Here is a 20,463-nt window from a genome sequence, read left to right as displayed (position 1 = left end):
TAGTACCGACTTTGGCGGTTTAAGGGATGTGAGAATAGGTCAGTACGACACAGCACAGCATGATGATATTGCAAGAAGTCTAATGAAAATACTGCCTTCCAAGATTTGGGCTGTTTCAGTTAAGAAAAGTAGACCATTAAGATTTAGTCTTTCCTATGTGAATGAAAGTGGTTTGGTGATCAAGGGAGGGCTGTTTCAACAATGCTTATGGACATTCAGTGGAGCTGTGATGTTTATGACAGTGATGACCACTGTGTGCAATCTTCAGGCTAGAGCACAGGTTAGGCCAGATCAAACATTGCAAGTCGAAAGCTCTTTTGTGACGCCAATTGATGGTCAGTCAGATCGGATTGTGGGTGGTGCTGTTCGCGGTGGGAACCTGTTCCATAGTTTTCAGGAATTCAATGTTGGGGAAGGGCGCGGAGTCTTCTTTGCGAATCCCACAGGTATAAGTAACATTCTTTCTCGGGTGACGGGCAGTAATTCCTCCAATATTTTGGGTCAGTTGGGGGTTTTAGGGGATGCCAATCTATGGTTGTTAAATCCCAATGGATTTTTGTTTGGACCCAATACAGATTTGCAATTGGCGGGGTCATTTTATGCCTCTACTGCAGATGAGATCGAGCTAGGCGAACAAGGGGTTTTCAGTGCAATAGAGCCAGGGCAGAGTCAATTGCTGTCGGTGAGTCCTGCGGCTTCATTTTTTGAGCAAGCAGCCCAGCAGTCTGGCTCTATTATCAATGAGGGAAATTTGATGGTTGATGAGCTGCAATCTGTGGGACTGGTAGGGGATAGTCTTATACAGACAGGATCTATCGTTGCACCTGGTGGGTCTGTAACGTTGGTGGCGAATCAAGTGGATCTAGCAGATGGGGCTCGAGTAGAAGCGAGTAACTTTGGTCAGCGGGATGCTGGCACTGTCAGAATACAGGCAAGCGATTATGTATTGCTTGAGGGAGAAAATACCAGAGTCGCTAGCGCAGTGTTGCCTGGTACTCAGGGAAATGCTGGTGTAGTGGAGGTAGTGGCCAACTCTCTTACAGTTAAGAATGGAGCTTTTCTCTCTGCTAGCACCTTTGGTAGAGGCAATGCTGGCACGGTCAAAATACAGGCTGTTGAGTCAGTATTACTCGAAGGGTTGGATAGTCAAGGACGGGGAAGTCGAGCAGCCAGCGTAGTTGGTCCTGTCGGACAAGGAAACGCAGGCGCAGTCAATATTAAAACCCAGTCACTTGTTCTCAAAGATGGGGCTCAACTATCGGCTAATGCTTTTGGTGAAGGGAATGCTGGGACAGTAACAGTACGCGCAAGTGAATCTGTTTTGTTCGAGGGAGAAGATGGTAATCAAACACCAGAGGGCCCTACGCCAAGTGGCGCCACTGTCACTAGTGAGACAACGTCTGATGAGCAAGGGAATCCAGGTGAGGTTAATATTACCACCCAGTCACTTGTTCTCAGAAATGGAGCAATTTTATCTGCTAGTACGAACGGAGGAAGAGACGCTGGCACCGTCAAAATATATGCCAATGAATCTGTCTTGTTTGAAGGAGAAGATAGCTTAGGGCGGGCAAGTAGAGCCGCAGCAGCAAGAGCCTCAGACACTAGCGGACGCGGAAATGCGGGTGAAGTAGAGCTAGAGACCAAGTCTCTTATACTCAAGGATGGGGCTTTCCTCTCTGCTAGCACCTTTGGTCGAGGCAATGCTGGAACAGTCAGAGTAATTGCCAATGAATCTATCTTGTTTGAGGGTTTGAATAACTTAGCGGGGAGTGGAGTCGTCAGTGAGAATAACTCTCGGGGACAAGGCAATGCGGGTGAAGTAAATGTTAAAACTCAGTCACTTGTTCTCAAAGATGGGGCTCAACTATCTGCTAGCACTTTTGGTGAAGGAAATGCTGGAACAATCTTTATTGAGGCCAGTACACTCTCTGTAGTGGATGGTAGCAAAATCTCGTCACTTACTGGCAGCAACAGTTCAGCAGGAGCTATCACCATTTTTGTAGAAGATGAAATTTCTCTTTCTGGTGAAAATAGTCTTATCTCAGTCGGTGCGGAAGAGGGAACAAATGGTGTGGGGGGAAACATCGAAGTATCTGCGGATACTCTGACCCTAGAGGATCAAGCTGCAATTAGTGCTAGTTCTGAGGGGGAAGCTGATTCAGGCAATATCACTCTCAATCTACATAACTTACTCAAAGCGTCGAACAGCAGTATCACTACTTCTGCAAGCCAAGCCACTGGAGGTACGATTGGTATCACTGCCACCAACACCATCCGTCTTGACAACAGCAATATTTTGACCGATGTCAGAGGCACTGGCGATGGTGGGAATATTGCCTTATCAGCGGGTAAATACATCATTGCCTTCGGTGATAGTGACATCCTCGCCTTTTCCCAAGATGGTCGTGGTGGCAATATTGAGCTCAACACCCCTATCTTTATCGGCGAGAGTTTCACCTTCACTCCCAACATCGTCAACTTTACCAACCTAGATGGCAATGGCAGGGTCGATATCAATGCTTCTGGCGAGATCTCTGCCGGTATCATCACCACCCCAGATAACAGCACCATTGAAGAAAGCCTTACAGAACTCCCTGATAATCTAGTCGATACCAATGATCTGCTCGCTAATAGCTGTATCGTCCGCACCAATAACGCCCAAGGCAACTTCATAATCACCGGTTCAGATAGCCTGCGCGCCCGCCCTGGTCACCCTGCCGCTCCCTCCCTTCCCACCGGCACCGTCCAAACTATCCCCACTAACAAAAACACGGCCCCAGTGCACGGCAATCCCCCCTGGCAAATCGGCGATCCCATCATTGAACCCGAAAGCGTGTATCGTCTGCCAGACGGCAAACTGGTCATCAGCCGAGAGTGCTCCAAATAATGTTGTTCATCAGTCTGAGGCCCCTCATTCTGACCCCCAGGTAAACGTCTCTCATTAATCCACAAACTCCCTAGCAGCAAGCCAACTGAAGTCTTCTATGCCCTGCTCAGCAACCCAAAAAACACGAAAGCTTGGCTTGAGCAGCCTGTTGTTCACAGCCAGCCTTTTGACCTTAACGCCCGTGCTGGCCCCAGTCTGGAGCCAAACAAACCCGCTACCCAATAGTCTAGAAAGCCTGCCCCCCGTTAGACCTATTGACCCAAACCCCATTGACTTGCCCACAGCTCCAAAACCCACCACCCCGATCCTACCTAAATCAATATCCCCTTCATCCCCAATAGAGTCCTCATCACCAGAGGTACCTGAAGCAAGCTTCTTTGTTGAGACCATCGAAGTGCTTGGTGCAACGGTACTTCAAGAAGAAATTGAAGCTGAAGTCCAAGCCCTGGAGAATCAAACGGTTACCCTAGAACAACTCCTAGACCTCCGCACTCGGATCGCTAAACTCTATAACGACAACGGCTACATTACCTCCGGAGCCTTCCTTCCCAGCAACCAAAACCTCAGTGATGGCATCATTCAAATTCAAGTTGTTGAAGGACAACTCGAAGAAATTCAGATTATCGGTCTCAAACGTCTGCGAAAAAAGTATGTTCGCCGCCGCATTTCCCCAGCCGCGAAAGTCCCCTTAAACCAAGCTGAGCTGGAGAAAAAACTACAGCTCCTGCAGCTAAATCCTCTCCTGAAGCGTGTGAATGCTGAACTAACCGTCGGCAGTTCACCCGGTCTAAACACCTTACTGGTTAATGTCGAACAAGCCCGAGAATTCCATGTGGGGGCCAGTATCGATAACTATCGCAGCCCAGCCATTGGCTCTATTCAAGGTAGCCTCAATCTTGCTCACGATAATTTCTTAGGATTGGGCGATCGCATCACCGCCGCTACTTCAATCACCGCTGGACTTAATCTTTACGACCTTGGCTACACTGTGCCCATCAATGCCCGAGACGGTACGATTGGTGTCAGATACAGTAACGCCGCGAGTGAAATTGTTGCCTCTGAACTCAGACCTCTAGATATCAGCAATGACTTTGAAAGCCTGTCCCTTGAGCTACGACAACCGGTTGTCAAAACTCCTAACACCGAGATTGCGCTGGGGCTCTCCTTTGACCTGCAACAGAATCAGAGTTTTTTAGCAGATCAACCTTTCCCATTTTCACAAGGCCCTGATGCGGATGGAATCGCTAAAACACGAGTGCTGCGCTTCTCACAGGAATGGACTCAGCGGCAACCCCGAAACGTTGTTGCCCTTCGTTCCCAATTCAACTTGGGCGTGGATGTCTTCGACGCCACTGTCAATGTAGAGGGGCCATCCGCAAATTTCTTCTCCTGGGTCGGACAAGCTCAATATGTGCAGCGGTTACCCTTAAGGGCTTTACTCATCAGTCGCCTCAGCACCCAACTGACGCCCGATTCCCTGCTCAATCAAGAACGGTTTGGCATTGGTGGAATTAGTTCCGTGCGGGGCTACGCTTCCAATCAACTCCTCACCGATAACGGCATCCTCGGTACGGTGGAATGCCAGTTTCCGCTGACGTCGAACCCCAATGTTTTGCAGCTATCGCCCTTCATTGACGCCGGGAAAGGTTGGAACAACTTTGGTGCCGATCCCTCTCCATCTGCGTTAGTGGGCATCGGTGTCGGACTCCGCTGGCAGCCAATCCCAGATCTGAGCCTACGTTTCGACTACGGCTTGCCCATAGTGGACCTTGATGATCGGGGTAACTCCCTCCAGGAGCAAGGCTTCTACTTCTCTTTGCAATATCAGCCCCTGTAGAGGTTCATGATGATAAGCAAAATCTGTACGCGTCCTCTGCTGAAGGTTCTCTTTCTCACCAGTTTGATCCTCAGTCTGCTTTGGGCGCATGGGGGACAGGGGGCGCCGACTCAGCAACGATCTACGAACACGGCCAACAACAATGCCGGCCAGCTTGTGCAGCAAGGATACGATCTCTACCAGAGTCGAGATTATCAAGGAGCCATCGAACGTTGGCAAGCTGCTTTGCCCTTTTATCAAACCCAACGGGACCTGGCAAACAATGCCATCGTGCTTGAAAACCTGGCCCGTGCCCATCGTCACCTGGGGCAAACGGCTCAAGTCTTACAACACTGGCAGCAGGTGATTCTCCTGCAACGTCAGCTCGGCAACACACAAAAAGTCGGACGTATACTGACAGAACAGGCCCAAGCCTATAGCCAATTAGGACAGCATCGACGCGCCATTGCTGTGCTCTGTAACCCTACCCCAGACTGTCAGGCTGGCAGCGCCATCGATATTGCACGTCACGCTAAAGATTCAGCGGGTGAAGCGGCAGCCTTAGGCAGCATCGGTAATGCGTATCTTGCTCGTGGAGATCATCAACAGGCCATTGATTCCCTAGAGGAGGGATTAGCCCTGGCATCGAAGCTGCCGAACTACCAAACAGTGATGCTCAGCAGTTTGGCAAATGCCTATCTCGCACAAGCTGAAGTTGACTACCGTCAGGCCCGCTCTGAGAATCAAAGTGTGACAGCAAGCCGTCTTAACCAAACCTCTCCCCTCAGCTCACGACAAGAGGGTAACATTCGGAAGGTGACGGCACTGCACCAAAAAGCTCAGGACAATGAAACTCAAGCCCTAAGCTATTTCAAACAAAGCTTGTCCCTTTCTCAACAGCAGGATAAGCCCCTCACGAGTGTTCAGACCCTGCTGAGAATAATCCCGATTTACAGGCGCAAAGATGCATTTCACCCAAAAGTAGAACCCGCCAAAAAGAAGGCTCTCAACCTCATTCCTCGCTTACCTGTCAGCCAAGAAGCCGTTTTTGCCGCAATTGATTTGGCCCATCTTTATCGCTCAGTTGTGGACCCAGCCCTATCCTCTGAAGGGCCACAGTGTTATCCCCAAGAGACGGCTTCCCAAGCTCGAAGTCTGCTCAAACAGGCTCTAAAAACAGCTGAGCAAGTGGGCGATCGCCGCTCTAAATCTTTTGCATTGGGCGAACTGGGCCACTGGTACGAATGTCGCCAGGACCATCGGCAAGCCCTGAGAATCACGCAAAAGGCTCGCTGGATCGCAGCCGATTTGGACAGCAATGACAGTCTTTATCTTTGGGAATGGCAAACAGGACGGATTCTAAATGCCCATGGACAAACAGAAGAGTCCATCAAATTCTACCAACGAGCCGTCTCAACCTTAGGGAAAATTCGTAGAGACATATTAAATGCCAATCGCGACCTGCAGTTTGACTTTCGTGACAATATCGAACCCCTTTATCGAGAATTGGTGACCCTTTATCTACAGCAAAATGGGGCAGAATCCATTCCCGCCCCAGCCCAGACCCAGCAACTGACAAAGGCTCTCAACACCCTGGACTCCCTCAAGCTAGCGGAATTGCAAAATTACTTTGGCAATGATTGTGCACTCACCGCCTTACCGGCTACCCCCGTCGAGCAGGTCGGTCCTGCAGGAACTGCAACCCTCAGCACCATTATCTTGCCGCAGCGCAGCGCTGTTATTTTGACCCTGCCCAACGGCCAGCGGCAACTGGCCTGGATTCAAGAATCTAAATCAACTTTACAAAATACAATTAATGACTACCGAGTTGGCCTTGAACGCAACCTAGGACCCTACACCAATCGTCAGTCTGCAGAACAGCTATATCAATGGCTGATTCAGCCCTTTGAGACCGCATTGACCGAAGCTCAGGTTAACACCCTCGTCTTTGTTCAAGATGGCCTGTTCCGAACGGTTCCCATGGCGGCTTTGTTCGATGGCCAGCAGTTTTTGATTGAGCGCTTTGCCATTGCTACAACTCCCTCTTTACACCTCATCGATCCACAACCTCTGAAACATTCTTCTCTAAAGGCAATGATTTTAGGCTTAACTGAGGCGGCCCAAGTGGATAATCAATATTTCCCAGCGCTGCATTTTGTGGCCTCAGAAGTCGAGCGCATTGAAGCGCAGTTTCCGAGAAGTAAGAAGTTGATTAATGATGCGTTTACTCGTGAGCGCCTCTATATAGAGTTGAGTCGGAGAAACTACCCCATCATTCATATTGCAACCCACGCCCGATTCAGCCCTGAGCCTGAAAATACCTTCTTGGTATTGGGTAACAATAGCAAGCTGACATTAAGTGATTTTGAACAACTGCTCCGGGAGGTAAACAGCCCCCAAAGGGCCATTGATCTGCTTATGCTTTCCGCTTGTCAAACTGCGGTGGGCGATAATCGAGCGGCTTTGGGGCTAGCGGGGAGTGCTATTCAAGCTGGAGCTAGAAGTACTCTCGCCTCCCTTTGGTTTATTGACGACCAAGCCACGGCTGAATTTTCAGAGCAGTTTTATCAAGCCCTAAACAACCCTCAATTCAGCAAAGCTCAAGCCCTGCAGGCCGCACAATTGAGTCTGATTAAATCCGGTAAAGGGTATAGGCATCCCTGCTTTTGGGCTGCTTTTATTTTGATTGGTAACTGGCTGTAATCTAGCCTAGAAGCGTAATGGTTGTGTTGCAACTAAGCTCAATGTGGCTCACTCAACGTTTGCTCGTGTGGTCTCCGGTCAAAGCTCGGTGACGCCATATCTGGCGATTTGACTGTCTAAGGTATTTGGCGGGTCACCTGAGAGCTGGCTGCAGATGCAGGCTAACTACGATCTATGGCTGGCCCGTCAGCAGGAGCCTCACGATGAGCCGGTGGCTTTTGAATCTGCGTAAGGGAGTTTCTGCAACACTCCCATCGCCGCCCTCTGCTTACTCAATTTCTTCTTCCCCGAGATCGCATCCCCCACAACCCCGCCACAGATGCACCGGCAGTAGAAACCATCGTCTCTATCTTCAAACTCAAAGGTGGGTAACTCCCACCCCATCGCCTGACAGATCTCGATCAACCGCCCCACATGATTCTGCCCATCAAGAAGCGGCTTCTCTAACAGCGATCGCAACTTCCCCTCCTTCAAATCCACCACCGGCTCAACAGCGACAACCACCGGCAGCTCTAGCACAACCCGCGCATCCACCCCCACCAGCTCCCCACTCTCGAACGCAGAAAGCCAAAGCCAACAAGCCCGATGCCGCGCCACCTGCTTACGCAGATCGCAACCCGCCTCCACGGAAGTCCGCAGCTCCCCATCGACGTATACTTCGGCCCAGGCCAGAAAGCGTCCCTCCTGAGCTAACTCTGTATACTCCAGCCCTTCCCAGGATTCTTCCTGAGTAACTGCCATAGACAACACGCTGGCCGCATCCTGCACCTTCCCTTCCAGATGCTTCAACACCAATTCCTGCAGCTCCAAATCGCAACCTTGTATAAGCAGCAGGTAGTAATCCAAAACAACAAGCCGATCCTGCTCCAACCGCGATCGCACTTCCTCCGCCAGGGCTACCGGCAGCTCTCCCTCAGCATGTTTGATTAACCGGCTAAATTCTTTCTCCGGCAGCTCAGTAAAGCTTTCTTCCGACTCCAGCTTTTCCTGCAGCCCTTGCTTGGCCTTGTCTTTGTAGTAAGTGGTGGTTTTCCGCTCATCTTCTAGAACCGTCTCATTGATATGACGCCCCAGTTCCTCAAGATCTTGCTTTGTGTAGGGCGACTCTTCCCCGCGCAGCAACGCCTTGATGATCCGATGATTGATCAGGTCAGCCACCCGGCGTATTGGCGAGGTGAAGTGACCATAGGCCGGAAGATTCAGCGCAAAATGACCAATGAGTGCGGGGCTATACTCTGCTCGATTCATCCAGCTCTGCAACCGCCGTCGTATCGCGGTGGCCGACCCCAGCACCAGCAACGCCTGCAGCATCTCGTCCTGGCCCGGTGCGATCGCTTTTGCGGTGTGGTTACGATAGAGGGCCGGTTGATCACGGTCGGCTAGCCATTGGGCCGCAGCGGTGTTGGCCGCAATCATAAACTCTTCTATGACGCGATGGCTGTGGTATTTCGCATTGGGATTATCGGATAGATTTCCTTCTTCATTGATGTATATGTTTTTGCCGAAAGCTGATGCTCCAATAGCCCCTGTTGCCATCCGCTGCTGGTTTAGCTTGGCGGTCCACTCCTGGCATAGCTTCAGCGTGCTGTGCCATCTGAGTTTAGGACTTGCTATGGCGTAGTCGGCCTGGGCGTAGCTGAAGCGTTTGGCGCTGATTAGGTAGGACTCGAAGATTTTGCAGTTGCTGACTGTGCCGTCATTGGCTAGCTCTAGCTCGAACGTTAGGGTGGCTCTGGGTTGGCCCTCTTGAAGACTTAGTGCATTTTCGCTGAGGACTCGCGGCAGCATGGGGGTGTTGCCCTGCCGGTAGTAGCGGGTTTGGGTGGTTGCGATCGCGCTTTGGTCTAATGGGGAGTTGAGGGGGATGCGATCGGATACGTCGCTGATGTGGACTTGGATTGTTGCGCCCGTGTCGGTTTCTTCGCACCAGATGGCGTCATCGAGATCGAGGGAGGTGGGGCCGTCGATAGTGATGCCTTGGACTTGGGGGCGGGTGAGATCGGGTTGGTGTTGGGTTGAGATCGTCTTGGCTTGGGTGATTGCTTCTTTTGAGAACCGTTGTTCAATCACCGCTAGCTGCCTCCAATTTACAAAGCTGCAAAGATTTCTAACACGATCGGCAAATCTGCAGAAATTAGATGAATATCTATCAGTAGAGAACTTTTAATTCTATCTTTAGGTAGGAAAGAAAAAAGCCAGGGCCGAGCTAATCTACTTTCAACGTTCTTCTTAATTCCTCACAGACTCATGTCTTCTTCTGTTCAAACCCAGCTAATCGAATATCTGAGACAGGAATTGACAATACCCAGTGAGTCTATCAACCTCGCCCTACGTCAGCAACCTGAACCGTCGAGCCATCTGCACATCATCCTGTGGCAATACGGTCTGATTTCCTTAGAGCAGCTCGCCTCTGTCTTTGACTGGTTAGAGACCATCACTCCAGTTTTGACGCCCTAGCCATTCCCCCGCAATCTCAGGTTCTAGAGAAGAATAGACGAAAATCTGTCCGGCCTCCAGAGCCGCTTCTTCAGAAGCATATCGCTCTCCATCATGAAGCGCTGCGCCCTCCGGTGTTCTGACCCAGCAGCGGTATTCATCGGCATCAGAATAGCTGACCCAAACAATCCAGTCTGGGAAGGTTGAAACGTGAATCAGTCTGACCTGAGCATTCATCTCAGTGTTGCCATTAGCCTCAAAGAAAGGGGCAAAAAATGGTGCTTGACCCTGCTATGGTATAAGCGTACTATAAAGACCCACAGAACACCAGTCAGCATCTTCGCAGGCGCATCACTACCCATCACGAGAGAGAACAATGGCTACTACTGCTGATAAAGACAAAGAGAAAGCGTTAGGAACGGTTGTAAATCATATTGAGCGCACCTTTGGCAAAGGTGCCATCATGCGCCTGGGTGACGCTGCTCGGATGGAAGTGGAAACGATTTCTAGTGGTGCATTAACACTAGACATAGCCTTAGGAGGAGGTCTGCCCAAAGGTCGCGTGATTGAAATCTACGGCCCTGAAAGCTCTGGTAAAACAACCTTGGCCCTTCATGCGATCTCAGAAGTTCAAAAACAGGGGGGCGTCGCAGCCTTCGTGGACGCTGAACATGCCTTAGATCCGGTTTATGCCGGAGCGCTGGGTGTAGATATCGAAAATCTACTTGTCTCTCAACCCGATTCTGGCGAAATGGCATTAGAGATCGTCGATCAGCTCGTGCGTTCCTCCGCCATTGATTTAATCGTCATTGACTCTGTAGCGGCGCTGACCCCCAAGGCCGAGATTGAGGGTGAGATGGGCGACTCCCATATGGGATTGCAGGCCAGATTGATGAGTCAAGCCTGCCGTAAGATTACCAGCAACATCAGCAAATCTGGCACCACCGTCATTTTCCTCAATCAGCTCCGTCAGAAGATCGGAATTGTTTACGGTAGCCCAGAGGTCACGACAGGAGGCAACGCCCTCAAGTTTTATGCCTCAGTACGCCTCGATATTCGTAGGATTCAGACTCTTAAGAAAGGGAACGAAGGCTATGGGATTCGAGCGAAGGTGAAAGTGGCTAAGAATAAAGTCGCTCCCCCCTTTCGGATTGCAGAGTTCGATATCTTGTTTGGTAAAGGCATATCTACCATTGGCTGTTTGGTAGATATGGCTGAAGCGCAAGACATCATCGTTCGCAAAGGGGCATGGTATAGCTACAGCGGCGAAAATATTGGTCAAGGCCGGGAGAATACCATCAAATATTTAGAAGAGAATCCAGATGTTGCTCAGACCGTAGAGGAGCAAGTCCTAGAGAAGCTGAAGCCGGTGGTTGACGTCCAGCCGGAGCCGGTCACCACTGCCAAGGATGAAGGAGATGCCGTTACTGCTTCCTAGCAACGCACGATAGAATCGCTTCATGTATGACAACACCTGTAAGTTCCTTGCAGAGACCTTCTCAAGTGACTTTGCTAGCTGGCTGTTGGGTCAGCCTGTTGTTTTAACCCAACTAAGCCCTTCGGAACTTGCCGTTGAGCCAATTCGTGCTGATGCTCTGATTCTTCTGGAATCTGAAGGTATTATTTTACATCTGGAATTCCAGACCGAAGCGGATCCCACAATGGCCTTTAGGATGTTGGATTATCGGACGCGGGCCTTCCGTCGTTTTCCGAACAAACAGATGAAGCAGGTCGTTATCTACTTAAGTCCAACAACCTCTGAACTGGTCTATCAGACTGCTTTTGAAATTCTGGGTACTCGTCATGAGTTTGAGGTTGTCAGGTTGTGGGAACAGCCTACCCAGTCTTTCCTAAACTCACCGGGCTTGTTACCTTTGGCGGTACTGACGCAGACTCAAGATAAAGCTCAGACGTTGCGACAAGTGGCTGCAAAGGCTGAGGCTATTGAAGATGAACGGGTGCAAAGCAACGTAACGGCTTCTGCGGCTATTCTGGCAGGGCTATCATTAGACAGGGACTTTATTTACAGAGTGCTGAGGCAAGATGTTATGCAACAGTCAGTGATCTACCAAGATATCAAGGGTGAAGGCCGAGAAGAGGGACGCACAGCAGGCGAACGCTCCCTCGTCCTCCGTCTGCTCAATCGTCGCATCGGAGAAGTATCCCCTGAGTTGCGATCTCAAATAGAAGGGTTGGATCTGGAGCAAACTGAGGAGTTGGGTGAGGCGCTGTTAGACTTTACGGAACAGGGGGATCTGGTGGGTTGGCTGAAGGCAAATCAGTGAGCTTGAACTACGTCGAAGACTCGAATAAATGCTCTCCTCGGTGTAGTCGGGCTGCAATTTGATAGGTTTGGTGCTGTGCGCGAGTTGTGGGCGCATGAGCTGCTAGATATCGAGCTGCTGCTACCAAAATATATACCCTGTCTGGTTTGTGTTGCCAATGTGTGTATAGGTTGAAAGCTGCATCTAATTCTTGAATCGTGTGAAAGCTTCGATCTTCCCGCAACATTAACCGACCCAGAACCGCCAAAAGGCGATCGCCATCTCCCCCTCCGTAAAGATAACGAGCAACCAGATTACCGACCTCATTCACCTGCTGCTGACGGTCTAATAACTCTGGGAGTTGATCTAATAGCTGCTCTGGATTCTGCAATTCATTCTCTGGCTTAGGCAAAGGAGCTGCAGGAATATTGAGAAATCGATTGAGATAGATTGTCATAGCTGCATCGAAAATCCCCCGAGTCAGCTCAGGCGAGCTAACCCGCTGCAGTCCTTTATACACAGCGTTGGCGAACGTAAAACTATGATGAGCGGTGTCCCAATCTCGAAAGTCGTTTTGCGTATGAAAATGAGCAATTCTCAAAGCTGCAGCGTAAGCCACCATTGCCGCTAAATCGGTTACAGAGCATCCCGCCCGAATCTGGTCGAGCAACGTGGTGCAAATTAAAGCTGGATCATCGCCTAATACCACTGCCACAAGACGATCCTGGTCTAGTTCAGCCGATAATTGAGTTGTTCCTTGTGAGATCGCATCTGGAAGCGCCTGAAAAGTTTGATTGAGGATATCTACCAGATCGATGGGTGAACGCCATGCGTTCGATTCTTCCTTCCGTTCTCCCTCGGTATAACCTCGAACTAAGCTTCCAAGAACAGGTGCTGCATGTTGCCAGCCAGCAATATCTAGAGCCTCCAGTGCTTTGTTGGTGAAATCGAGGGTATGTCCACCATCAATGAAGCGATGATCTGTTGCAGCGGTAAACAGAATATCAGCAATTTGGATGGGACTTGCACTGGCTTGGATGGCCGTCATTAGACAGCGTTCCGCACCTTGGGAATCACGAACCTCAACAAACTGGCAAAACCAGCCCTTTAGCGTTTCAATATCTGCTGGTGTTGAGGGAAGAGGTTCCACGTTGAAATGAGGCGGTTCGTTTGCACAGTCCCGAGCCACTGCAGATAGACCGTGATATAAAGCCTGGGGATGATCTTCACTCTTTAGATAGGGCCGTAGGTTGTGCATACAAGTGAGGATGGTTAGACCTGCTCCCCACCCGGCACGGCGGTAGTGCGTCCCAAATTCAAGGCCCAGTCGGAATGGAGCCGTCGCATCACTGCCTTGACCTAGCAACGCAATGACAGATTTTGCAATCACCAGAGAGATCTGCTGCTGCAGTCCATCCTTTAGACGTTTTTCGTGATGAGCCTCAGAGTGATTTGAGGGTGCTAGGTCAACCCAAACTTCATCTCCCCGGACCTCAACAGGGAAAGTAGGAACATCATCAGCCCATAAATCAAAGGTGCCGCCACTCACCACATCAAAACGAGCATGGTGCCAATGACAAGTTAAGATCCCTTCTTTGACAGTGCCTTTGTCTAAGGGGAACCCCATATGAGGACAGCGGTTATCGATGGCATGAAGTGTACCGTTATGGCTCACAATGGCGATGGCATGGCCTTCAGCGTAAACTACAGGGCACTTGGCCGCTTTGATTTCTTGGAGCTGTCCGACTTTAACGAATTGTTCTGTCTGTGTTGCCATCGAGACCCTCAGCCTCCTATTGAAAACATCAAGCCATCCGCAAAATAGCGGGGCGACTACAAAGACTCCGTATCTCTTTCATTCTAATTCTTCTATTAAAATGGTTGGCGAACCCTGTTTCTACCAAGCCGTCAGTTTTACCCATAACGAGTTTTACAGATGAAACTTCGCTCGATTGAGACAACACCCAGTCCAAACTGCATGAAGCTAAATCTAGATGAGCAGATTGGCTCTAAGCCCTTGACGCTTAAAAAAGATGGTGAATTAACGGATGCACCAGAAGTCTTTCAGAGTTTGCTGGCGATAGAGGGAATACAGTCTGTTTTCTTGATAGGTGACTTCATCACCCTCACGCGCAAAGGGAACGTAGATTGGCAACCCATCTTGTCAGAAGCAGGCAGCTTGCTCGGACTTGCAGAGGAAGCTGATTCGAGTTTAAGCAATCATCTTATTCAACAACAATCCAGCTCATCTGTGAATAAGGGTTCCCCAGCGCAGCATCAGACTCAGAATTTTGGTCAGGTCGAGGTAGCTATTCAGGTCTTTCGGGGCATTCCCGTTCAAGTTCGTGTGATTGCAGGGGATGGTAGTCGGGCTCGTGTCGCATTGCCAGAACGGTTTAGTCAGGCTCTCCAGCGGACGATTGAATCAACCCATGCTGATTATGTCGCAGAGCGTCTCTGGTCCCCGTATCAACCCCAATTCGGGAATCCAGAGGAGATTGCCCAACAAGTTGCAGAAGAACTCGATATTCTGATTGACGATCTGGAATTGGCTGCAATTGAGAAAACAGCGATTGAGCAAGAGCGTGGGAGAGAAGTGCCCATTGCTCAAAAGTCCCAACAGGTTTTAATGGAAGAACTTCGACAGCCAGATTGGAAGAGACGACTCAAGGCGATTCAGCAGATTGAAGTCAATTCTGAAACCTTCTCAGCCGTGACTATTGCACTGAAGGATGAGCGCAATACAATTCGTCGCTGGGCTGCGGCTCTCATGGGTGCGAGCGAGCGCCCTGAAGCCGTCCATCCGCTGTGTCAGGTTGTACTTTCAGATCGTTCACCTATTGTGCGACGAACAGCAGGAGATGCTCTCAGTGATTTGGGAGAGACTCAGGCCAATGAGGCAATGATTAAAGCGTTGGAAGATTCTTCTGCTCTAGTCAGATGGCGAGCGGGTCGTTTCCTGAATGAATTAGGAGATTCCAGTGCTGTGTCTCCCTTGCTGCAGGCGGCTGAATTGGAGAGCGAATTTGATGTGCGAGTAGAACTGCTGGCTGCGATTGAACGTATTCAGGCAGGGAAAGAGCTGCAATTGCCGATGTGGATGCGTATTAGTCAGGGTAAAGAAAGTTAAGGCCCACTCTCAACTGAATTATCGTTGAGACCGATAGAGTCATGATTGAATAGAGTGACTGCCCTTCGCACTCTTATCTTCCCAACATCCATCATTCTATGATTCCATCTCGTGTCGCCGTAGCCGCCAGGAAAGGGGGGGTTGGCAAAACATCTATTTCCAGTGGCCTTTCATCTATTTTGAGCACACTGGGCAAGAAGACTCTCCTGATTGATTTAGATCCCCAATCCAACGCTGCTTTCAGTTTCTGTCTTACAGAAAAACTTACATAAAATATCGACCGAATATCTTAGGTCTAGCGAAAGTCTAGCGAACAAGTGCTAGGGCTGCTGGTGATCTCACTGTCTGTCGCTGTAACCATATCTTTGCCGATCCTTGTTCTATCATCGCATCAACCCCAGTGACAGCCGCTCAATTAGCTCCTGTGCCAATGGCAGAAATATATCGAGCCGTTTCTGCTGGTTTCGAGCATCCTCAAAGCCCTTTGGATTAGCGACCTCATGAACGACGTTCATCTTTGTGGGTGAAATTGGATGGAGGACGATCCGACCCAGCAGACCGAGCTTTTTGTGGCTGAAGGTGTAGAAAACTGTTGGACCCTTCTCATCTTTGCGAGAGCTGACACCGGAGGGTAATGTGAAAGTCGTTTGCTCAACCTCCTGCATCTCAATCATTTCCATCGGCTTCTCGCTAGAAGCAAGGTATAGATGTGCGACGGGCGGCACTACCATCACAACGACCGCTTCACTCTCTGGTGAATATTGATCGACTACCTCGGCAACTTTCCGCTTCATATCGACTGATAGCATCCATAGTGCTGTGGCACAGTCCCTTTGCTTCACGTATAGGAACTTCTTTGCCTTGGCGTTTTCGAGGCCCAACACCATGCCGCGATCGCAGCGCTCATATTGCTCGATAGCCACCTGCAGGGCGCTGGTACCAAACTGCTCCAGTAGAGGAGTGGCCTCACTTTGCCGCTGAGCCATCTCTTGTTCGATCATCGGTGTGATCACAATGCCAATCGGCTCTTGGTCAGAGGGTGAGGGTGAGGTCATGGGGATTCGGGCAAGGTGCTTACACCCTTCATTGTGGCTGGCGAGGTTACTTTACTGTGGCTTCACAAGTTACTTTCCGTAACGCCAACTTTACGCAGCTTTACTAAAAACCCCTATTTTGGCCCTAATTTTGGATGATTTTGGGGGTCTCCCTATACTTCACCGGAAGGGTGTATCTGCCTATCGATCCTGTGATCTTTTGTTTTAAACCCTTTGCCAATGGGGGCTAGAGGCGTACACTTGATCCGTAATTAGACAAATCTATCTGGAGGAACCAAAAACAGCCTTTAAAACCTAAAAAACCCGAGAGTGGCATCTCAGGCAATTAGGTAATTTATTTAGCGAAGTCGCGGGAACTAACTGAAAGCTTTGGACTGCCAGACGTTAGGAAACCCTTTAGGTCGTTCGCCTATTTTAAGCTGCCTGCACGTAAAAGTGCAACCTGGCTTTAATTTGTCTTAACGAACGACCCTCAATCGACCTCGCTCCCATCACCGATAGGAGCAAGAATATGAAGAACGCCTTTGCCCGCGTCACCGATATCCATGACGCGATCGCCCTTACTTTGACCCCCTGTGCGGGTCAGCTCTACCGCTGGCTATTGCGGAAAATACCTGCAGGGAAGCCCCAGGAGCTAGAGCTAGGAGACTTCGCCCGGTGGTCTAGCGGCCACCGTCGCCGCCCGTACTGCATCCGACATATTCAGAGAGCCGTGCAGGAGTTACTGAGCGTTGGCCTGATAGATGTCGTTAAGCAATACAGCACTCGTATCTTTAAGCTCATCTGCTTTCACCCAGAAGCTGCAGAGATTACCCCTGTAGAGCAGCAGTTAACGCTGGAGAACAAACCAAACCTGAGTGACAAAAAAGTACAGGTTCTGGATCAAAAAGTCCAAACCGTGACAAAAATGTCCAAAACAGAGCACTCAAACGCTGATGCTGCCGTACCCTCTTATAGAGATAAGAAGAGAACAGCAGACGACCCAACCTCACTCCACCCTGTTTCGTGGAGTGACAAGGAAGGTATGGCTAACTCTCCCCTAAACCCCAATCTGCAAAACCCAACGCCCCAAAAACCTGGAACAGATTCCCCAGCAGATCCCGATTCTCAGAACGTGCCGCTAAACTCCGAAGGAAGAATAATAGACCCAGAGCTAAAGGCTGCAGTCGAAGAGGTGATTGCACAGCCGCTGAACCAGAACATCCATAGGACAGTAGTATCTGCTACCGTCGATGTCGTTCGTGATGCCTTGGCCGTCGTGCGTCAGCAAAAGCAGGCGGGGATAGTAAAACGGCCTGCTGGGATGTTGGTCAAGGCGATTCAGGAGAAGTGGAATCCCAATCCTGTAGAGGAATCAGGGAGTCTGGTGCCTGATGGATTTAGTGAGTGGTTTGATCTTGCCAGGGAGAAGGGGATAGTCACAGCCTCGATGATGATGGATGGGCAGATGTGCGTCTGTACGAATCCAGAGCTGGGCGACTGGCAACCGTGGACTGAGCTGGCGTTTGCTTTTCCCAAGCGAATCTTGAAGGGGATGACCCCGATTAGATTCTTGAGTAATCCCAGTGTGCTGCTGCCGACAATGCCTAAGGCACCCGTCCGCTTGACATAGTTTGCTATCGCTTTTGTGAATTCCGGAAAGTATGACAGGTCCAATTCCGTAAAGTCTGGCTGGTGAGCTGGTCACTTTTTGAGCACGATTAAAGAAAGCTCAGTTAGTGATTAGCCCTGATGTACAGCCAATTGGAGCGATATGTCGTGCAAGAACTTAGAGATCAGAATATGCCTCAAGGCGAGGTGCGCGAGCTAACCGGAATTAGTGAGCGCAGTATCAGCCGAATTGAAACGGAAGAACCAATCAAGGAGATTGATAAGGAGAGTTTCCGGAAATCCCATAATATGGGTCGTCCCAGCCGAGTCACCGAGTATGAAGACCAGATTCGTCAATGCCTAGAAGAGCCTCGCCATAAGGAAGACGGTCCTATTAAAAGCCAAGAGATTCTAGCTTGCTTGCGCCAGCAGGGCTATACCGGCGGTAAGACCGCTGTCTATGAATTAGTCAGACGCCTCCGCCCTAAAACCAAGGGCAGACCTATTGTTCGCTTTGAGGGTCTACCCGGCGAGTTTTCCCAACATGATTTCGGCCAACGGTGGGTGACGTTTTCTGACGGCACTCGTAAACTGATCCGCTTTTTTGCCAGTCGCCTGAAATACTCTCGCTATGTCGATATCGAGATTGTCGAGAACGAACAACAGGAAACAGTGGTGCGGTCCCTGCTGAGTGCCTTTGAGCACTTTGGCGGAGTGCCGATGATTGGCGTATTCGACAATATGTCCACTGCCGTTAAGTCGCGTGAGATCCGAGAAGACGGCAGCGTCAAAGTCTATTGGACCGAGCGCTTTGGTCAATTGACCGTTGACTGTGGATTGGTTCCCTTAGCCTGCTGGCCCTATCGTCCTCAAGAAAAAGGGTCAGTGGAAAATTTAGTCGGGTTCGTCAAAGGGAACTTCTTCTGTGGCCGGACCTTTAAAGATGTTGACGATATCAAGGGTCAACTTCAAGAGTGGATGGCTCACGTCAATGACGAGCGTCCCTGCGATGCCACCGGCGAGATCCCCGCAGAGCGGTTGAAGCGAGAGCCGCTCCAACCATTGCACCATCAAGCCCAGAGCTATGCCTTTAAGGTCTCAGTCGTTGTCCGCCCGACGGCTCGGGTTCACTACCGAGGAATAGAATATTCGGTTCCTGCTGAAACGCTTGGTCAAACAGTGACGCTGCATCTGCAGCAAAGGCAAGTGGCGATCTATCTTGATGACCGTTTGTTGGCAGAGCATCCGAGGTTTCCGGAAAATGGCAAGTCGAGTGTCCTGCCAGAACATGCTGAAGAACTGTTCCAAATCAAACGGGGCAAGCCCTATGCCCAACGTCAATTACTGCTCGACTTAGCTCCCATTGTTGAGTCCTATCTCACTGAATTAGTCCATCGTCGGCCACTGGCGTGGGAGGAAGATGTCGATGCCACCTATCAGCTCTATCAACGCATTGGTCGCAGCGATCTGCTCGCGGCTATTGAATTAGCCATTGAGTTGCACTGCTTCGGCAGTGAATACTTGCTGGAGATCGTTGAACATGCTGGAGCCACACCTTTGGCTCTGAGCCAAGCGTTGGGGGCACAATCATGAGTTTAGACATGATGCTCAAGCGCCTGGGTCTCAGTACGATTCAACGGATTCTTCCAGAACTGACACCGACGGCAGAACGGGAGGCTTGGTCCTATCAACACTTCCTCGAACGCCTAGTCTCAGAGGAGATTGCCCAACGCAGCGAAAGGCGGGTTGCTAACCACGTTACCCGTGCCAAGTTTCCCTTCAATGCCACCATTGAAACCTTTGACTTCACCTTCAAAAGCGATCTCAAACGACAAATGCTTGGACGATTCTTAGGGCCAGAGCTGATCAGTGAAAACCGATCGCTAATTTTGGAGGGGCCACCGGGAACGGGGAAAACTCACATCTGTATTGCTATTGCCTACAAGGCGATTCAGAACGGGTTCATGGCCCGTTTCACGACGGCGGCTGCGCTCATTAATGAGTTGAGAGTCGCTCATGATCTCAATGCGGCACTCAAGCCTTACCTGCAGCCCCATGTCTTGGTCATTGATGAGATGGGCTATCTCGGATATGGACCAGGGGCCGCTGATGTCCTATTTCAGGTCGTTGATGAACGCTATCTCAAGGGAAAGCCGATTCTATTCACCACCAATAAACCACTCAAGCACTGGGGCAGGGTGCTTCATGATGAGGAATTAGCCCGTGCCATCATTGACCGAACGCTCCATCATGGCGAGTATCTCAAGCTCAATGGGGCCTCCTATCGATTGAAGGATAGGAAGCTGGAGTTTGATTACCCTGCCAAACCGGAGCAAGCAACAACCTCTATAACCTGGATTTCTCACCAGCACTCTCAAAAATACCCTTTACACTCCTGTCTGTTTGGGTTTCAGCGTTTTTTATAATTTAACAGTGTGTATTTTAAGTCAGTTTCGGTGTTTAGGGTACATCGGAACAGAAAACAACGCTAAGGCTGTAACTTTTTGAGGGTATAGGTTTCAGGCGCTAATTTTCGCATTTTTCGAGGCAGCGAAATTGACACATTCCTTTCTAGGTATAGG

16 protein-coding genes are annotated in these 20,463 nt (G+C 50.1%); 11 read left to right on the top strand and 5 right to left on the bottom strand.

Annotation, left to right across the window (positions count from 1 at the left end; translation table 11 throughout):
* The first annotated feature begins 319 nt into the window (after positions 1-319).
* Complete coding sequence (locus tag C1752_RS25150; protein ID WP_158535209.1) at positions 320-2,887, top strand: two-partner secretion domain-containing protein; 2,568 nt, start codon at positions 320-322, stop codon at positions 2,885-2,887.
* Positions 2,888-2,941: 54 nt separating this feature from the next.
* Here the strand turns inward: C1752_RS25150 and C1752_RS29535 are convergent, their stop codons facing one another.
* Entirely contained in the window at positions 2,942-3,277 is a 336-nt protein-coding gene (locus C1752_RS29535) for a hypothetical protein (protein WP_233501884.1), read from the bottom strand.
* 4 nt (positions 3,278-3,281) lie between these two features.
* On the opposite strand from C1752_RS29535, the gene C1752_RS25145 reads away from it, so the two are divergent.
* A complete protein-coding gene (locus tag C1752_RS25145; protein ID WP_233501883.1) occupies positions 3,282-4,724 on the top strand; it encodes a ShlB/FhaC/HecB family hemolysin secretion/activation protein in 1,443 nt (480 codons plus the stop codon).
* Between the two features lie 9 nt (positions 4,725-4,733).
* Positions 4,734-7,406: a CHAT domain-containing protein gene (locus C1752_RS25140; protein ID WP_158535208.1), complete on the top strand. Its 2,673-nt coding sequence runs from the start codon at positions 4,734-4,736 to the stop codon at positions 7,404-7,406.
* Between the two features lie 198 nt (positions 7,407-7,604).
* Here the strand turns inward: C1752_RS25140 and C1752_RS25135 are convergent, their stop codons facing one another.
* Positions 7,605-9,476: an RNB domain-containing ribonuclease gene (locus tag C1752_RS25135; protein ID WP_110988802.1), complete on the bottom strand. Its 1,872-nt coding sequence runs from the start codon at positions 9,474-9,476 to the stop codon at positions 7,605-7,607.
* A gap of 177 nt (positions 9,477-9,653) precedes the next feature.
* Here C1752_RS25135 and C1752_RS25130 point away from each other — a divergent pair, with 177 nt between their 5' ends.
* Positions 9,654-9,863 carry a DUF2949 domain-containing protein gene (locus C1752_RS25130; protein WP_110988801.1) on the top strand — a complete coding sequence of 70 codons (210 nt, stop codon included), beginning with the start codon at positions 9,654-9,656 and terminating at the stop codon, positions 9,861-9,863.
* On the opposite strand, the gene C1752_RS25125 is transcribed toward C1752_RS25130, so the two are convergent.
* Positions 9,831-10,079: a hypothetical protein gene (locus tag C1752_RS25125; RefSeq protein WP_199464521.1), complete on the bottom strand. Its 249-nt coding sequence runs from the start codon at positions 10,077-10,079 to the stop codon at positions 9,831-9,833. The two genes, C1752_RS25130 and C1752_RS25125, sit on opposite strands and share 33 nt — an antisense overlap.
* A 139-nt stretch (positions 10,080-10,218) precedes the next feature.
* Here C1752_RS25125 and recA point away from each other — a divergent pair, with 139 nt between their 5' ends.
* Positions 10,219-11,280 carry a recombinase RecA gene (gene recA, locus C1752_RS25120; protein WP_110988800.1) on the top strand — a complete coding sequence of 354 codons (1,062 nt, stop codon included), beginning with the start codon at positions 10,219-10,221 and terminating at the stop codon, positions 11,278-11,280.
* Positions 11,281-11,302: 22 nt separating this feature from the next.
* A complete protein-coding gene (locus tag C1752_RS25115; protein ID WP_110988799.1) occupies positions 11,303-12,127 on the top strand; it encodes an Rpn family recombination-promoting nuclease/putative transposase in 825 nt (274 codons plus the stop codon).
* A gap of 7 nt (positions 12,128-12,134) precedes the next feature.
* On the opposite strand, the gene C1752_RS25110 is transcribed toward C1752_RS25115, so the two are convergent.
* Positions 12,135-13,883, bottom strand: coding sequence for a Rieske (2Fe-2S) protein (locus C1752_RS25110; protein WP_110988798.1), 1,749 nt, complete (start codon positions 13,881-13,883; stop codon positions 12,135-12,137).
* A 159-nt stretch (positions 13,884-14,042) separates the two neighbouring features.
* On the opposite strand from C1752_RS25110, the gene C1752_RS25105 reads away from it, so the two are divergent.
* Positions 14,043-15,236 carry a virulence factor gene (locus C1752_RS25105; RefSeq protein ID WP_110988797.1) on the top strand — a complete coding sequence of 398 codons (1,194 nt, stop codon included), beginning with the start codon at positions 14,043-14,045 and terminating at the stop codon, positions 15,234-15,236.
* Positions 15,237-15,334: 98 nt separating this feature from the next.
* Entirely contained in the window at positions 15,335-15,508 is a 174-nt protein-coding gene (locus tag C1752_RS25100) for an AAA family ATPase (RefSeq protein ID WP_110988796.1), read from the top strand.
* Positions 15,509-15,619: 111 nt separating this feature from the next.
* Here the strand turns inward: C1752_RS25100 and C1752_RS25095 are convergent, their stop codons facing one another.
* Complete coding sequence (locus C1752_RS25095; RefSeq protein ID WP_110988795.1) at positions 15,620-16,291, bottom strand: hypothetical protein; 672 nt, start codon at positions 16,289-16,291, stop codon at positions 15,620-15,622.
* A 511-nt stretch (positions 16,292-16,802) separates the two neighbouring features.
* Here C1752_RS25095 and C1752_RS25090 point away from each other — a divergent pair.
* The 3 genes from C1752_RS25090 (at position 16,803) to istB (ending at position 20,307) form a co-directional block, all read left to right on the top strand.
* Entirely contained in the window at positions 16,803-17,903 is a 1,101-nt protein-coding gene (locus C1752_RS25090) for a hypothetical protein (RefSeq protein ID WP_110988794.1), read from the top strand.
* A gap of 119 nt (positions 17,904-18,022) precedes the next feature.
* Positions 18,023-19,474, top strand: coding sequence for an IS21 family transposase (gene istA / locus C1752_RS25085; protein ID WP_110988793.1), 1,452 nt, complete (start codon positions 18,023-18,025; stop codon positions 19,472-19,474).
* Positions 19,471-20,307: an IS21-like element helper ATPase IstB gene (gene istB / locus C1752_RS25080; protein ID WP_110988792.1), complete on the top strand. Its 837-nt coding sequence runs from the start codon at positions 19,471-19,473 to the stop codon at positions 20,305-20,307. The genes istA and istB overlap by 4 nt, the downstream gene beginning before the upstream one ends.
* Positions 20,308-20,463 lie beyond the last annotated feature (156 nt).

Origin of the sequence: Acaryochloris thomasi RCC1774, from assembly GCF_003231495.1 — a bacterium.
Taxonomy (GTDB): domain Bacteria; phylum Cyanobacteriota; class Cyanobacteriia; order Thermosynechococcales; family Thermosynechococcaceae; genus RCC1774.
This window is presented reverse-complemented; position numbering and strand designations above follow the sequence as displayed.